Here is a 14402-nt window from a genome sequence, read left to right on the forward strand (position 1 = left end):
TATTTAATATTTATGCAAGATATTGCGGTCCCTTAGACTTAACTAAAATATTGAAATAAATAGAGGAATAAATATGTCAAACAAAGGTATCAGAGAGCTTAAGAGACGTAAGAGAAGAGAAGCAAGAAAAAAAACAAGAAAGGCAGTATTACTGGGTATAGGAGTAGTTTTGACTCTTACAACTGCTAAGTTTGCCTTACAAAAAGAGGATAATTACCAAATCAGAAGACCAAGTGAATACAGGATTGCATCTGGCGAATTAATGTCAAATGAAAATAGACAAGAAAAGACAAGCACATCTGATGTTCATGTGGCTACTGAAATTGGTTTTAATAATATAAAAATAAAAGATGAGCTTAAGATTGAGGATAGCGCTTACCAGGATGAATTGATTCAATATGTTAAGTGCCTCCAGACCCAATATGCTTATCAGTTTCCAAATGATTACTCAAAAACTGATAAATTTGTAAAAGAAGGTCAATACCTTGGCTTCTATGGCTGTGAAAATGGTTTTGCTAAGGTTAAGATTGATGATTCTTATTACTATGTGAACAAGTATGGGCTTTCAAAGCCTGAAGCAGGTGAAGATATCAAGGTCGTAAACGGTTTAGTTTATGTAAGCGAAGCATATCCACTACCAGCAAATTTTGATCCAGGTGTTGATAAGACTGCTAGGCGTGCCTTTGAAACTATGCGCCAAGATATGGCAAGGGCAGGACTTGACCTTAGAATAGCGTCTGACTATAGGGGTTATGAACTTGAAGGCAAGATGCACGATGCTGGTGAAGTTGATGCAGAAGTAGCTGGAACAAGCGAGCACCAAACTGGTACAGCCTTTGACTTTTTTACAGAGGGCACAAAATACAATGACAAATTTGAAGCTACTGCTGAGTATAAGTGGCTAGCTGAAAATGCTTATAAATACGGCTTTATTGAGAGATATCCAAAGGGTAAGGAAAATAAAACTCACCACAAGGCTCAAGCTTGGCACTACAGATTTGTCGGTGTTGAAAATGCTAAGGAAATGTACGACAACAACTTAACTTTAGAAGAATTTTTAAAAATCTCTTAGGAGGAAAAATGAAAGTAATCCAAACTAAAAAAGCGCCTGCAGCTGTAGGTGCTTATTCTCAAGGAATAGCTACAGATAATTTAATCTTTACTTCAGGTCAACTTCCACTCGACCCAGAAACTGGCGAGTTAGAAATGGATATTAGAAAGGCAACCAAAAGAGCCCTCGAAAATATCAAGGCCATAGTAGAAGAGGGAGGCTCATCTATTGATAAAATTGTAAAATGCAATGTCTTCCTAGATGACGTAAACGACTTTGCTGCCTTTAATGAAGTCTACGAAGAATTTTTCGGCGACCACAAACCAGCCAGATCTGCCCTAGAAGTAGCAAATATTCCAAAAGGCGCAGTAATAGAAATCGAAGCTATAGCCTTGTCCTAATTTTCCGTAAGGAAAATTATGGAAATACTTATGTGGAGGCACGAACTTGTCCTCATTTTCTGGAAGAAAATGAGCAGAAAGTTCAGCTGACACTATAGCCTTGTCCTTATTTTTTTAACAAAAATAAGCAGAAAGTTCAACCGATAACCGGGCTTAGTCTAAAAAAAGATTTTTGGTAAAAACGGATTGGTGAGCTCAATTTACGGAAAATATTCCTAGTATTTGTGGATAAGTTTTAAAAATGATTGCAAAGCTATCCTGAAACTAAAAACAATTGTTAAATAGGGTTTGTAAAAATATTTGAAAACAAAATCATTTTGTAAATTGTTTTACGAACCATTTTATAATTTGTTTTATATTTATATAAGAAATTAAAAAATATGAAAAAATACAATCTTGACCCAGAGGGGTCATTTTTGTTTTGTGGGAGATTTATTTTAAGGGAGAAGAGATGGATCAAGATTGTGGATTTAGTAAAGGTGATAAGTGGTTTAGATACAGAGCAGCTGCAATTATAGTTGAAGATGATTGCGTTTTGTTTGCAGGAAATGAGGTCGATGATTATTACTATTCCATAGGTGGCGGAGTCCATTTGGGAGAAAGTTCTGAAGAAGCCGTAAAAAGGGAAGCCTTCGAAGAAACTGGAGTCCAATATGAGGTGGATTATTTGGCTATAATTCACGAGAATATTTTTATTGGGACTTCTGACCTAGAGGGAAGTCTTTGCCATGAGATTTCCTTTTATTACATGATGAAGCCTAAGGGCAATAAAAATCTTAATAGCCATAGCCTTACTAAGGGCGGCCTAAAAGAGTCTATGCACTGGCTACCAATCGATAAACTTGAAAAGTACAAGGCCTATCCGACTTTTATGAAAGAATATCTTAAGAGTGACCATAAGGGCATAGAACATATAATTACAGATGAAAGAGACTAAGGCAAACAAGCTTGTTATTGAAATATTGTAAAGCTCAATGTAAGGACTAGCTTTTGTAATAATTTATATAATGATGGTGGGTTTTTAAGACCTTGCGATGGAAAAAATTAATCTATAAGATGGTTGGTGATATTTTATAATCTTGCCAATCTTGATTTATATACGCCAAATTTATTAAAATGGCGAGATTTTAAAATTATATAAAATTTAAAAAGCAGAATTGTAGGAGTTTTTTATGGACAATAAGATATATCTAATATTTTTAGGAGTACATATTTTAATTATTATCGTAAATTACCATCTTTTAAAAAATCCCAAACCCTATCCACCAGAGGAAGTCAGGGAGGAATTTAAAAGCGGAAGAGAAAGCTTATCTTCATATAAGTATGGGGGCGTATCCCACTACCTTCTTCCTAGGCTCGTTAAAAGCCAAGCAAATTGGATTAATGGAAATGCCTATTGGTATAGGTCTAGTGTAAAATTCGGAATCTTCGGTAAATGCCTTACATTTTTCACAATGATCTTAGGGGAAGTCTTTAAGCTCTTTGATCCCTTAATTGGCTTGTTTATTATCTTCTTTCCCTTGGTTTTAGGAATGATAGGCCTTTGTATAAGGATGGAAAAAGACGTTTTGAAGGATTAAAATGAATAGAACATATTTAGTTAAATACTAGCCGTGAAATTGAAAGGATTAATATGGATCTTGAAAATGTTATAAAAAATCAAAGGGAATTTTTTCTTGAGAATAATACAAAATCTTATGATTTTAGGCTTAAGATGCTTAAAAAGCTGAGGAAGGCTATTGTTAATCACGAGGAGGAAATTCTTACTGCTCTTGAAGTCGATCTTGGCAAGTCAAATTTTGAATCCTATATTACAGAATATTCTTTTGTTATTGAAGAGATTGATTATGCAATAAAAAACCTTAAAAGCTGGATGAAAAAAGTGAAGGTTGGAAAATCTTTAACAACTTTTCCGGCGAAGAGTTTTTATGTTTACGAACCCCTTGGAGTTACTTTAATAATTTCCCCTTGGAATTATCCCTTTAATCTAAGTTTAGGGCCGGTTGTTGGAGCCATTGCTGCTGGCAACACCATAATTTTGAAAACCTCTTCTAAGTCAACTGCGACAAGTAAGGTAATCGCAAATATTATCTGGGATAATTTTAGGGAGGAGTATCTTATCCATCTCGATAATGCAAAACTTGATTACGATGAGCTTATAAGCCAGGCCTACGACCACGTTTTTTACACCGGTGGGCCAGGTGTTGCCAAAAAAATTATGGCAGCCCAAGCCCCTCACCTTAGCAAGGTCACCTTTGAACTTGGGGGCAAGAGTCCTTGCCTAGTTGAAAAAACCGCCGACATAAAAATGGCAGCGAAAAAAATTGCCTGGGCAAAGACAGTAAATGCTGGTCAAACTTGCATCGCTCCAGATTTTCTCATCGTGGATAAGGCTATAAAAGACGACTTAATTTCAGAATTAAAGGCCAAGATAAGGGGCTTTTATGGGGAAAATCCTCTTAGCAATGAAGATTTGCCAAGGATTATAAATTCCCACCATTTTAACAGGCTCTTGAGCCTTATCGACGAAGATAAAGTTGTTTTTGGTGGTGACTTTGATAAAGAAATCTTAAAAATTGCCCCAACAATCATGGATGGGGTGGATTTTGATGATCCTGTTATGGGTGAGGAAATTTTTGGGCCGATTATTCCGATTATTGCCTATGATAAGTTAGATGAGATTTTAAGAAAAATTAAGAAAATGCCCAAGCCACTTGCTTTTTATACCTTTACTTCTGATAGGAAAATCGAAGAGAAAATCATCAGGGAAATGGAATATGGCAACGGGGCGATTAACGATTGTTTGATGCAGGTTACAAACCCTAGGTTGGAGTTTGGTGGTGTTGGTAATTCTGGCCAGGGTGGCTACCATGGCTACTTTGGTTTTATGAATTTTTCTAACAGGAAATCAATGGTAAAAGCCAGATTTTTTGACAATTTTTTGAGGTACCCACCTTATAGCGAGCAAAAATTGAGGCTAATTAAAAAGATTTTAGGCTAAGACTTATAAGTTGTGAAATTATATGTAAGCAGAAAAAATTCTTACCTAATGATATCTTTTTTGTAAAATTTTAAAATAAAGCTTGCCTAACTAAAAAATTTTAAAAAACCTTCTTTATATATAGGGGAAATTGATTTTGATAATTAATTTATTTTTAAAAACCTTCCCTATGTATGAGAGAAATATGGAGGGAGGTTGAGTATATTAACCGACCCTTAAAAGCAAAAAAAGGCTCGAAGTTTTCGCTTCGAGCTTAATTTTTTATTAGATTTCTGTATTTTTTAAATCTTCTGCAATTATTTTTGCAAGGGCTTTTAATTCTTCAACTTGAGGTTCTTTTACGCCTGAGTTGATTTTTACAACGTCGCCGATGTAGTTGCATTTAGCAGGCTCTAGGATTTCTTGTGAAATTTCTAGAGATTTTCCACCCCAAGACCAGTTGTTTAGGAAGGAAACTGTTCTATTTTGGTAGCCTGTGCCAACTAATTCTCTTAGGAAGGCATCCATCTTGTAGTAGAGGCCTGCGTTGTAGTTGATTGGGGCAAAGACTTGATGGGTAAATCTGTGGCAATCAGCGATTGGATAAGAATAATCCCAGTCAGATATGTCATATAGAGCGATATCTTCAACGCCTTCTTGGGCTAGGTAGTTTGCGAGGATGTCGCTTGCTTGTTCTGTGTCACCGTACATTGATGCGTAGACAATAACTACACCCTTTTGTTCTGGTTTGAAACCTGCCCAACGTCCGTATTTTTCAAGGATAAAGCTAATAGATTCAGGATCCTTGTAAACAGGGCCATGAAGTGGGAGGATGGCATTGATTTTAAGGTCTGCTACCTTTTTGAAGAGGTTTTGAACCATCTTACCTTGTTTACCAACTATATTGATATAATAACGTCTAGCTTGTTCTAGCCAGTCACCCTTGTGGATAACCTTGCTTGCTTCGATATTACCAGCGATAGCGTTAAAAGAGCCAAAAGCGTCAGCAGAGAAGAAGAGACCTTCTGTTGTTTCGTAGGTCATAAATACTTCTGGCCAGTGAACCATTGGAGCAAAGACAAATTTTAGGTTCCTCTTGCCGAGGTTGATTTCATCGCCTTCTTTGATTTCTATATATCTGTCAGCATATTTGTCATCGTAGAATTGTTCAAAAAATTTGTGAGTCTTAGCATTGCCGACAAATTTACAATTTGGATATTCATTTAAGATGAAATCAATATTTCTGCAGTGGTCAGGTTCCATGTGGGAAACGACTATGTAGTCAAGATTATCTCCGTTAAGGGCTGCTTTAACATTTTCGAGATATTGTCTTGTGAAAGCTCCTTCAACAGAATCCATTAGGGCATTTTTTTCATCTTTGATAACGTAAGCGTTGTAAGAAACACCGTTTGGAACTTCAAACATATTCTCAAACCTGTCAATCCTACGGTCATTAACACCCACCCAATATATATTATCTAGTACTTCTATTATATTGTGCATATTTTCTCCTTGTTAAAAATTTTTTCTACCTTAACTATACCTGTTTTTTAGAGGATGTTAAATAATTATCTAAATTCAAAAAAGTTTATGAAAATGTTTTAGGAAAATGATAAGGGGTATCAGTTATGTATAAGCATAATAAATTATAGGAGAAGATATGACATACAAATTAGCAAAAGATACAAAAGATTTTAGAAAATTCGTTAGAGATTTTTCTGAAGAAAAGCTTAGACCCCTCGCTAGCTATATGCAGGAGGCTTTCCCAAAAGAAGTTCTAAAAGAAATTGGAGAAGCTGGTCTTTTATCCATCCCTTTTGAGGAAAAATTTGGAGGAGCTGGTTTAAGTTTTGAAAATTACGCCATAGCCATCGAAGAATTAGCAAGGATTAATTCTGGGCTTGCAAGCCTTGTCATAGCCCACACATCCCTAGCGACTTGGCCTATAAATGCCTTTGGTAATGACAAACAAAAGGAAAAATATTTAAAGCTATTTTTAGATGGGAAAAATCTAGCAGGTCTTGGCCACTATGAGGAAGATGAGGAAATAAAGACTACTGCCACAGATGAGGGCGATTATTTCCTACTTAACGGCAAGAAAATCCTTGTAACCAACGCCCGTCTAGCAAATTATTACCTAATAACAGCCCTTACAAATCCAAGAGATAAGGAAAATGGTCTTTCACTTTTTATCTTGGATAAGGATTGCCCAGGACTTTCTTTTTCAAAAACCTATGACAACTTAGGTTCAAGATCAGCTATCACTGGAGATTTGATTTTAAAGGATGCAAGGGTTCCTAAGGAAAATTTACTTGGTGAATTGAACAAGGGTGTAACTTATATGGAAGAAATTTTTGAGGCAAGTAACCTTGCAACAGCTGCCCTTGCCCTAGGTCTTGGTGATGCTAGTTGTGAGGCGAGTCAAGCTTATTTGCAAAGTGGTCTAAAGAGTTTCAAAGCTCGTAAGGCTGCTAAGGTCAACCGTCCAATTCTCGCTTCTATGGCAACAGATCTTAAGGCAGCACAGATGATGGTTAGGGATGCGGCTTTAAAAATGGATGCTAAGGCAGAATTTTATGGCAAGGATACTTCCATGGCCAAACTTTTTGCTTCAAGGCTAGCAGAAGATTTAACTTCCAAGGCCCTTGATATGTGTGGTGGCATTTCTTCACAAGCTACTGACCTTGAAACACTCTACAGGGATGCCAAGGTTTGCCAAATCTATGATGGTTCAAGTGACCTTATGAAGGAAATGATTGCAACCTATATTTTAGATAAAAAAGAAGTGAAGAAGGCTACAAAGGCAGAAGACGCCGTTAAAAAAGAACCTGTTAAGGTTGAAGAAAGGAAGAAGGAAGTCTTTGTTGGAGATGTTAGAAAGGCTGTTAAGAATGTTGTGGCTGCCCTTCTTGCTGATGGGATTAAGCTTAAGAAAGATCCAGTTGACCTAGAAGGCCCTGTTGATTCTTGCGAGAGGGTTGTGGCTGTAGGTATGGGTCTAGGAGATAAACAAAACCTAGAAATGGTCAAAGAATTGGCTAAACTTACAGGATCAGTACTCGGTGCATCAAGACCTGCCGCCCAAGTTAGGCACTATGTTTCTGATGACCACTATATTGGCGTTAGTGGCAAGAAATTTGCAGGAGAGCTATATTTTGGCATAGGCATTTCTGGTGCTCTCCAACACTTAAAGGGCATCGAAGCTGCGAGAAAAGTTGTAGTTATTAATAACGATGAGGGAGCACAATTTTTCAAAAATTGCGATTATGGTATAGTTGGCGACTTTACCGAAGTCTTACCAATCCTAATTGAAGAAATCAAAAACCTATAAAATTTCCATTTTAAATTTAGAGAGCAGGACCCATTAGGGTCCTCTTTTTTTTATCTAGAAGGGGTAAAATAAGATTAGGTGATAAAATGAAAAGAAATATAAAAATAAAATCTGCATCTTTTCCAGTTTCTTTGGGAAATGTGCCAGAAAATCTTAAGAAAATAAAAGAATTAATCAAAAAATCTGAGGAAGAAAAGGTAAATATCCTATCCTTACCAGAACTCTGCCTTACAGGGGCAAGTCTTTATGACGCCTATTTAGAGGAAGATTTGCTAAAATCAGCAGAAGATGGCCTCAAAGATTTAATCGCCTTTAGCGAAAAATTTGACCTAGCCTTCACAATAGGTCTTCCAATAAGGACTGAATTTGGTCTATATAATGCCATGGCCCTTATAAAATCCGGCGAACTTATGGGTCTTGTCAGCAAGGAAAATTTAAAGCCTTACGAAAAAACAATTTTCGAATCTGAGCCAAGAGGAGAATTTAAGGTCCTTGATTATAGATTGGATGAAGAACCTTTAGTAAATATTATTTCAGGTCTAAAAATCGGAATCACCATAGGTGAAGACGAGGAAATGACCATTCCAAAATCATTAAAATTAAAGGAAATGGGTCCAGATATTATCCTAAATCCATCAGCAGTTGCTAGAAATATTTTCACTGGTGGTAAAATCCGCAAAAATATTGAATTTCTATCAAAGGATGTGATTTATGTCCACACAGGAGCAGGCTTAGGCGAATCGTCCACAGACATGGTTTACACAGGCGAATCTTACCTCGCAAAAAATGGTCAAATCCTAGATGGAGACACCCAAGTATTTTCTATAGAAATATATAATGAAGAATGGACTGAAAATTTCAATATCTTTACCGATGAACCTTACCATGTGGAGAAATTCCCATACTTGCCAAAGGCAGAATATTCTAAGGAATATATGGAAGATGCACTTGAAATTCAAGCCCTAGGTCTTTTACAAAGGATGAAGGCTGTAGGAACTGACAGGGTTTATCTAGGAGTATCTGGTGGGGTCGACTCGACTGCAGTCCTCCTAGCTATCACAAAGGCTTATGAGATGGCAGGTTTTGACAAGGAAAAAATTGGTGCCTACACCATGCCGGCCTTTGGCACAAGCGACAGGACCAAGTCAAATGCATATTTGCTTTGCCAAGCATTTGGAATCGACCTTAAGGAAATAAATATTTCAAAGTCTGTCACAGCCCATTTGCATGACATAGGCCATGATGGAAAAACTGCTGATCTTGCCTACGAAAATGCTCAGGCAAGGATGAGGACCCAAGTCCTCTTTGACCTTTCGAACATGGGTGGGGGCCTTGTTATAGGAACTGGTGACCTATCTGAAAATATGCAGGGTTTTGCCACCTTCAATGGTGATCACATGGCATCTTACGGCCTAAATGCGACCTTGATGAAGACTGAATTAAGGTATCTAATTAAGTCTTACGCCCATTTTACAGACAATGATAAGTTGAAAAAAGTTTTGACAGATATCTTGGCAACACCAATTTCACCAGAGCTTGTTAGCGAAAAGGCAGGAGAAATTACCCAAAAAACTGAGGATATAATCGGCCCTTACGAACTTTTGGACTTTTTCATCTACCAACATTTGACCTACCACAAGAGCGCAAGGCAAATCCTAATCGAAGCGACCTACGCCTTTGGTGATAGCTACGATGAGGGGACAATCAAAAAGTGGCTTAAATCATATTTTAAACGCTTTACCCAATCTCAATTTAAGCGCTCTACTGCTGTTGACGGCCCAGATGTGACCGGAAGGAGCTTTTCGCCAAGACTTGGCTTTAAGATTGCCTCCGACATGGCGAGTGACCTTTACCTAGGAGACCTAGATGAAAAATAAAAAACTTGTGGCAGGACTTGTTCTTGCCACAATGGTTTTGACAGGCAAATACCTTCACGACCAGGCCTTTGTTGGCGTGGAGAAAAAGGTCACCATAAAAAATTCCAAGGTCAAAACCGACCTAAAAATAACACATATATCAGACCTACATTCAAATGTACTTAGTAATTTGGATGAAGTTCTCGATAATATCAAGGCCTTTAACCCTGATTTGATTTTTCTAACAGGGGATATGATCGATTATCCGACTCCAAGCAAAATCGAAAGAACCATGTACTTCCTCAAAAGACTATCAAAACTTGGGATAAAAACCTATTTTGTATCCGGCAACCACGAGGAAGCTTCAGAAGAATCTACCATTTTCTATGAGCTAATAAAAGATTTATCCATCAGTAAACTAGACAATGAAGGCGAATTTTTGCAAATAAGGGACAACAAAGTCTATGTATACGGAGTCCCATATTGGGGGGTGGACCTAAGTAATTTCAAGCCAGAGGCAAGCCTAAACCTAATTTTGGCACATTTTTCAAAAAGAATTAGGGAAAATTACGACCCAAGGATGGATATAATTTTTTCAGGCCACACCCATGGTGGCCAAGTGAGAGCACCCTTCATAGGAGGACTAATAGCCCCAGGAGAAGGATATTTTCCAGACTACGACATGGGACTTTATGAGTATAAGCAAAGTCAGATTTACGTATCAGCAGGTCTCGGCAACACCTTCTTGCCCCTAAGGTTTTTAGACCCAATCTCCTACACCAACATCACAATCAAGCGTCCTTAGTTTAGTGGCAAAACAAGGGTGTCCGAAGCCCAAGACCAGGGTTCGATTCCCTGAGGACGTGCCAAATATTTTTGCATAAATATTGAATTTTTCTACAAATGTAGTACAATGTAAACAAGAACTGGAGGTTTTTATGAGCGTTGTATCACTTAGACTAAATGAGGAAGAAAATAACTTGTTTAGAACATATTCTAGACATACTGGTAAATCATTATCCGAACTTTTTAAATCAGCTCTTGCAAATCAAATTGAAGATGAGTTTGATTACGATACAGGGATCAAGGCTTTGAAAGATTTTGAAAAAAAACCTATAACCTATTCTATAGATGATTTAATTTTGGAATTAGAAAATGACTTATAGGCTAGTTGTTTCAGAAAATGTTAGGAAAAAAATTAAGGAAATGGACAAACATCTTGGCCTCATGCTCGCTAAGGATATGAAAGCCAAACTTGATGGTTTAGAAAATCCCCGAAGATTTGGCAAGGCCTTAGTTGGTGAATATAAGCGACTTTGGCGATACAGGATTGGTGCCTACAGGGTAATTTGTGACATTAGAGATGATGAGCTAATTGTCCTTGCAATTGATATTGGACATATAAAAAATATGTATGAGTGAAAAAGAGCTATCAACCACAAGTGTGGTTTTAGCTCTTTTTGTGTTTTAATAAAGAAATGAACTACAAAAATATTTGGTATGATTTCAAATATTAAATAAGAAGATATTTCCTTAAATAATGTAAATTTTTAAGTAGTTCGAAAAGTTCAAACAACTGTATTTTAAATTTTTAACAATTCCTAATATTGTAGGTTTAAATCCTACTCAAATGATTTCTTTTTCCTTTATTAATTGGCTGATTGATGCAAGGCCTAGGGAAAAAAGGTAAAGATTATCCTAGGCTTGGTTCATTTTTCTTTGGCAGGCAGGACATATACCGTAAAATTCAAAGTTGTGGCCGTTTATTATGAAGCCTGTTTCTGCGGCTACTTCCTTTTCTAGATCATGGACTGGACAAGATTTGATTATATATTTTTTGTGGCAGTGACTGCAGGTGATAAAGTGCTTGTGGTCGTCTTTTTTTAGCTGGTAGTAGGAAATTCCATCTAGGTCAGATGTCTTGAGCAAGAGGTCGTTTTCCTCAAGGATATTGAGGTTACGATAGACTGTAGAAAGGTCAATTGCCATTTCTTTCTTGAGGTCATCGTAGATTTCTTGGCTAGATACAGGCTCGTTTTTTTTGTCTATGTAATCTAATATCAACCTGCGCTGCTTGGTGATTCTGAGGTTTTTATCTTTTAAAAGGTCGTTTAATTGCATTTTTCCCTCCTTAAATTTATTATACTTTATTTGACAGAAATGAAAATACCTATATAATACTACTGCAAATGATTTGCAAAAGGAGGGTTTATGAAAAAGAAAAATATATTTATGGCTTTAGCCCTTGCCCTAGCTGTAACAGGCTGTGGCAACCAAGCAAAAGAAAGCCCAAAAACAGAAACAAAACAAGAAGAAAAGACAGAAAAACAAGCAGAATCAAAGGTGATTTACGCTTCTTTTTATCCAATTTACAACCTAACCAAGCAAATTGCTGGCGATAAGTTTGATGTAAAGGCCTTTAATTCCCTTACAACAGAAAGCCACGATTTCGAACCATCTGCTAAGGAAATTGCAGAGCTTAGCGACTCTAAATTAATTTTTATGAATGGCGCTGGCATGGAAGAATGGAAGGATGCTGTTGAAGGTAGTGTTGGAATAGAAATGGTAGATACAAGTGCTGGCCTAGATTTAATCAAGGCTGACCACGAAGACGCAGATCACGACCATGACCATGAGGATAAAGACCACGAGGACGCAGACCATGACCACGATCATGAAGATAAAGACCATGACCATGAAGATAAAGACCACGATGATCACGACCACGAAGATGGCGAAGAAGAACACCATCACCACCACCATGGTGAGTTTGACCCACACACTTGGTTATCACCAATAAATGCCAAGGCTCAAGCTAAGGTAATAGCTGACAAATTAGCAGAAATCGACCCAGCTAATAAGGATTATTACGAAAAAAATTACGAAAAAATCGCAAAAGAATTTGATGAAATTATCAAAGACTACAAGGAAAAATTTGAAAAAGTTACTAACAAAAAATTCATAGTTCCTCATGAGGCCTTTGGCTATGTAGCAAGAGATTTTGGTCTTGAACAAATTCCTCTAGCAAGCCTTACATCGACAGCAGACCCAGATGCCAAGGTAATGAAGGAAGTAACAGATTTAGCTAAGGCTGACAAGATTAAGACAGTTTTCTTTGAAAAAGGTGGTTCAGACAAGGCTGCAAAGACTATCGCTGATGAGATAGGTGCAGAAGTAGCCCCACTATCAACAATGGAATTTGCAACTCAAGAAGAAATCGACAAGGAAGTAACAATTCAAGAAATAATTAAGGAAAACCTTGAAAATATATATAAGTCTCTAGCATAATATATGTATGAAGCAAATTGAGATAAAAAACCTAAAGTTTGGCTATAATGAAAATTTAATATTAAAAGGTATAAACTTAGACCTTGATGAGGGAGACTTTGCGGTGATATCCGGCGAAAATGGATCGGGCAAGTCCACCCTTATCAAGCTAATTCTAGGCGAGTTAAAAAAAGATTCCGGAAGCATAAAACTTTTTGGCATAGATATGGAAGAGTTTAAAAATTTTGACAAGGTTGGCTATGTGCCCCAAGTAAATGAAGCCATAAAGGTTGCCTTTCCGGTATCAGCCAGGGAATATGTTGGCCTAAACCTCTATAAGGAATTTTCAATTTTTAATACTATTACAAAAAAATCCAAATTGAAAATAGAAAACACTTTTTCCACCCTAAAAATAAAAGACCTTATAGATAGGCCAGTCAACAACTTATCCGGTGGTCAAGCCCAGAGAGTTATGATCGCAAGGGCCATGGTAAATAATCCCGATATATTGATTTTAGACGAACCAACAGTCGGCATCGACCAAAAATCTAAGGAAGACTTCCTTAATCTTTTAGTCCACCTAAACCGCCACCACAAAATATCGATCCTAATGATAACCCATGAAATGGACATCCTTGGCGATTATGTAGACAAGGTATTTAAACTAAAGGACGGCCTTATATGCTAAGTTATGATTTTATGCAAAGAGCCCTAGCTGTTGGCGTAATGCTTGCAGTCATCATCCCCATGATTGGCCTTGTAATGATAAATAGGAAGACATCCATGATAGGCGACGCCCTATCCCACTCTTCACTAGCAGGCATAGCCATGGGACTGATTTTCGCCATAAATCCCATGTGGACATCCTTGGTATTTTGTGTTTTAGGCGCCTTTGCTATAGACATAATCAGGAAAAGATTTAAGGACTTCGGCGATATGGCGACAGCCATCATCATGAGTTTTGGCATTGGACTTGCGGCAATTCTTTCGGACTTTTCCCCAGGAGGCAAGAGCTTTGAATCCTACCTCTTTGGGTCAATCACAACAGTTTCAAGAGAGGACGTCATCCTGGTAGGGATAATTTTTGCCCTAGTCGTCACCATGTCGCTTTACTTTTACAACGCTCTCTTGTTTATATCCATAAATCCGATAATGGCAAGGCTGGCAGGAGTGAAAGTAGGGATGGTAAACGGAGTATTTACCTTCCTAACAGCCATCACAATAGCCATCTCAGCCAAAATCGTAGGGGCACTGATGATTACATCTTTAATGGTAATCCCAGTAGCCACAGCCCTTTTAATGAGCGATTCCTACAAAAAAACCTACCTAATCTCCCTAATATTTTCGGTAATTTTTATGATTTCAGGAATCACTATATCCTTCTACTACGGCCTAAAACCAGGCGGCGCCATAGTGATGATAGCTATAGGGACCTTGGTAATTGTCGCAATATTTAAAAAAATAAGAGAAAAAATAAAGAAAATGACCTCCAAATAGAGGGTCTTTTTGCTTGGGG

General features: G+C 37.3%; 15 protein-coding genes and 1 tRNA gene. 14 read left to right on the forward strand and 2 right to left on the reverse strand.

Annotated elements, in window-relative coordinates; genetic code table 11:
• The first annotated feature begins 73 nt into the window (after positions 1-73).
• The 5 genes from HMPREF1630_RS07500 to HMPREF1630_RS07520 all read left to right on the forward strand — a co-directional run bounded on the left by HMPREF1630_RS07500 (position 74) and on the right by HMPREF1630_RS07520 (position 4453).
• Positions 74-1072, forward strand: coding sequence for a M15 family metallopeptidase (locus HMPREF1630_RS07500; protein WP_004828356.1), 999 nt, complete (start codon positions 74-76; stop codon positions 1070-1072).
• Positions 1073-1080: 8 nt separating this feature from the next.
• Positions 1081-1452 (forward strand): RidA family protein, encoded by a 372-nt coding sequence (locus tag HMPREF1630_RS07505; RefSeq protein ID WP_037328497.1) that lies wholly within the window; start codon positions 1081-1083, stop codon positions 1450-1452.
• A 451-nt stretch (positions 1453-1903) separates the two neighbouring features.
• Positions 1904-2389, forward strand: a complete 486-nt coding sequence (locus tag HMPREF1630_RS07510; RefSeq protein WP_037328498.1) for an NUDIX hydrolase — start codon at positions 1904-1906, stop codon at positions 2387-2389.
• Positions 2390-2624: 235 nt separating this feature from the next.
• On the forward strand, positions 2625-3032 hold the full coding sequence (locus tag HMPREF1630_RS07515; protein ID WP_037328499.1) for a hypothetical protein: 408 nt from the start codon (positions 2625-2627) through the stop codon (positions 3030-3032).
• Between the two features lie 53 nt (positions 3033-3085).
• Complete coding sequence (locus tag HMPREF1630_RS07520; protein ID WP_037328500.1) at positions 3086-4453, forward strand: aldehyde dehydrogenase family protein; 1368 nt, start codon at positions 3086-3088, stop codon at positions 4451-4453.
• 264 nt (positions 4454-4717) lie between these two features.
• Here the strand turns inward: HMPREF1630_RS07520 and HMPREF1630_RS07525 are convergent, their stop codons facing one another.
• A complete protein-coding gene (locus tag HMPREF1630_RS07525) occupies positions 4718-5935 on the reverse strand; it encodes an FprA family A-type flavoprotein (protein ID WP_004828366.1) in 1218 nt (405 codons plus the stop codon).
• 157 nt (positions 5936-6092) lie between these two features.
• Here HMPREF1630_RS07525 and HMPREF1630_RS07530 point away from each other — a divergent pair, with 157 nt between their 5' ends.
• The 6 genes from HMPREF1630_RS07530 (at position 6093) to HMPREF1630_RS07550 (ending at position 11041) form a co-directional block, all read left to right on the forward strand.
• Positions 6093-7763, forward strand: coding sequence for an acyl-CoA dehydrogenase family protein (locus tag HMPREF1630_RS07530; protein ID WP_037328501.1), 1671 nt, complete (start codon positions 6093-6095; stop codon positions 7761-7763).
• An 86-nt stretch (positions 7764-7849) separates the two neighbouring features.
• Positions 7850-9640, forward strand: coding sequence for an NAD(+) synthase (gene nadE, locus HMPREF1630_RS07535; RefSeq protein WP_037328502.1), 1791 nt, complete (start codon positions 7850-7852; stop codon positions 9638-9640).
• Positions 9630-10424 (forward strand): metallophosphoesterase, encoded by a 795-nt coding sequence (locus HMPREF1630_RS09245; protein ID WP_052039409.1) that lies wholly within the window; start codon positions 9630-9632, stop codon positions 10422-10424. The genes nadE and HMPREF1630_RS09245 overlap by 11 nt, the downstream gene beginning before the upstream one ends.
• Positions 10415-10488, forward strand: a tRNA-Arg gene (locus tag HMPREF1630_RS07540). The genes HMPREF1630_RS09245 and HMPREF1630_RS07540 overlap by 10 nt, the downstream gene beginning before the upstream one ends.
• Before the next feature lie 69 nt (positions 10489-10557).
• Positions 10558-10785, forward strand: a complete 228-nt coding sequence (gene relB, locus HMPREF1630_RS07545) for a type II toxin-antitoxin system RelB family antitoxin (protein WP_037328504.1) — start codon at positions 10558-10560, stop codon at positions 10783-10785.
• Positions 10775-11041: a type II toxin-antitoxin system RelE family toxin gene (locus tag HMPREF1630_RS07550; protein ID WP_037328505.1), complete on the forward strand. Its 267-nt coding sequence runs from the start codon at positions 10775-10777 to the stop codon at positions 11039-11041. Before relB ends, HMPREF1630_RS07550 begins: the two co-directional genes overlap by 11 nt.
• Before the next feature lie 276 nt (positions 11042-11317).
• On the opposite strand, the gene HMPREF1630_RS07555 is transcribed toward HMPREF1630_RS07550, so the two are convergent.
• On the reverse strand, positions 11318-11740 hold the full coding sequence (locus tag HMPREF1630_RS07555; protein ID WP_004828380.1) for a Fur family transcriptional regulator: 423 nt from the start codon (positions 11738-11740) through the stop codon (positions 11318-11320).
• Between the two features lie 90 nt (positions 11741-11830).
• Here HMPREF1630_RS07555 and HMPREF1630_RS07560 point away from each other — a divergent pair, with 90 nt between their 5' ends.
• From HMPREF1630_RS07560 to HMPREF1630_RS07570, 3 genes are read left to right on the forward strand one after another with little or no spacing between them, the layout of a single operon-like run.
• Positions 11831-12907 (forward strand): metal ABC transporter solute-binding protein, Zn/Mn family, encoded by a 1077-nt coding sequence (locus tag HMPREF1630_RS07560; RefSeq protein ID WP_004828382.1) that lies wholly within the window; start codon positions 11831-11833, stop codon positions 12905-12907.
• Between the two features lie 7 nt (positions 12908-12914).
• On the forward strand, positions 12915-13574 hold the full coding sequence (locus HMPREF1630_RS07565; protein ID WP_037328506.1) for a metal ABC transporter ATP-binding protein: 660 nt from the start codon (positions 12915-12917) through the stop codon (positions 13572-13574).
• A complete protein-coding gene (locus HMPREF1630_RS07570) occupies positions 13568-14383 on the forward strand; it encodes a metal ABC transporter permease (RefSeq protein WP_037328508.1) in 816 nt (271 codons plus the stop codon). Before HMPREF1630_RS07565 ends, HMPREF1630_RS07570 begins: the two co-directional genes overlap by 7 nt.
• Positions 14384-14402: the final 19 nt, after the last annotated feature.

Source organism: Anaerococcus lactolyticus S7-1-13, from assembly GCF_000758765.1.
In the GTDB taxonomy this organism is placed as follows: Bacteria; Bacillota; Clostridia; order Tissierellales; family Peptoniphilaceae; genus Anaerococcus; species Anaerococcus lactolyticus.